This is a genomic window from Pontibacter qinzhouensis (assembly GCF_008017455.1).
GTDB lineage: Bacteria > Bacteroidota > Bacteroidia > Cytophagales > Hymenobacteraceae > Pontibacter > Pontibacter qinzhouensis.
In genome coordinates this window covers 1-1,553 of record NZ_VRTY01000209.1, presented here as the reverse complement: position 1 = coordinate 1,553, position 1,553 = coordinate 1, and the positions used below count along the sequence as shown (strand labels likewise).

The following is a 1,553-nucleotide window of genomic DNA, read 5'->3' as shown; positions in this document are numbered from 1 at the left end:
GCCCAAAGCAGCAAAGGGGGAAAATACACAAATTGTACTTGTCTAATTTTTCAAGTCAAAACTCGCGTTATGTAAGTCAATTCCCTCTTCAATTAAAAGTATTTCTTCTTGAGTAAGTTTCTCTTCCATAATTTGTATGGCACCTAACCAGGTCAAGTATAAGAGCAGTAGCGGATTTCGAAGCGATTACTTGTCCGCCGCCACAAAAGTTTATTAACTCAGAGACCTTTATTTAACCATTTCACCCGCTATTGCTCTTATACAATGTTGTGCGTTCGTGCTTATTCAATTCTTACCCATTCATAAAGAGCACCTTGGTTAATCACAAACTTCGTCACTTTACCCATCTCATCTTTAATAAACTCCAAAGTCGCACTTGGCTTTACATTTTTAACTCTAAACGTTGTGTTATTTGTTGGTGATAATTCCGCTCCCCACGAATTTTCTACTTTAATTATCAATTTACCTTCCAATTCCTGAATCAATGCCACTCGTGATACATCAGATGTCATTTGATATTTACCCTTAAAGGTTTCCCATATACTTTTGTCCACAAACACTTCGTCTTTTAATTTTTTCCCCATTGCTAAGGTAGCAGCCTGAGTACCTATCTCCTCAAGTTTGACTTCATTAAAATTAGCTAACAAAACTACCAAGACATCTTCTTTGGGAAGGTACATGATAAGGGAACTAAAACCTGAAATACCCCCAGGATGAAGTAGTGTTGGGCTACCTTGTACTTCTACAGGATTTATGAACCATCCATAACCGAAATCACCAACTGTTTCATCTTTTAATCTATAGGCAGTGATGGAGGCGGTTAACAGGTCGCGACTTATTAATTTGTTTTGATATAAAGACTGGTGCCATTTAGACATTTCTTCAACTGTAGATAACAAAGCACCCGCAGCATAAGGCACGGTCATACTTCTGTATTCCCCGTTTCTAAAACTATCTCCTTCTTTGAAATAGCTACTAACCCGATTAGGAATCACTTGAGAATTATCTCCATAATATGTTTGGGTCATTCCAGAAGGCTTGAATATGTTTTCCTGAAGATATGCACCATAAGGGACTCCCGAAACAACCTCAATAATATATCCCAGTAAAAAATAGCCTGAATTTGTGTAGGAGGATTTTGTGCCTGGTTCAAATTCCAGTGGTTCATTCATGAAAAATTGAATTAATTCCATGGGTTTGAAATCTCTCCTTAACGCAAAAGGGTCAGGATGATCAAGAGTGAAAAACTCTGTCAGTCCAGAAGTATGGGTTAGCAGATGTTCTACCGTTATGGTATATCCCTTTGAAGGAAAATCTGGAATAAATTTTTGTATGCTGTCCTGCAAGGATAATTTTTGCTTTTCAGCCAATTGTAAAATCGCTAATGCTGTAAATAATTTGGTAACTGAACCAATTTGGAAGACTGATGCTGTCGTATTTGGAACGTTTAGTTCAAGATTAGAAAGTCCAAAACCTTTTTATAGGGAGTGTAAACAGAACTGTGTCACTCGTTTTTTTAGTGGCTTTTTAGATGTTACGGCTTTAGCCTAACA

The 1,553-nt window shown here is 37.3% G+C and carries 1 pseudogene; it reads right to left on the bottom strand.

Annotated features, from left to right (window positions below):
• Nucleotides 1-281: 281 nt before the first annotated feature.
• Nucleotides 282-1,466: pseudogene (locus tag FVR03_RS24080) on the bottom strand (serine hydrolase domain-containing protein); the annotation flags it as partial.
• Between the last annotated feature and the right edge of the window lie 87 nt (nucleotides 1,467-1,553).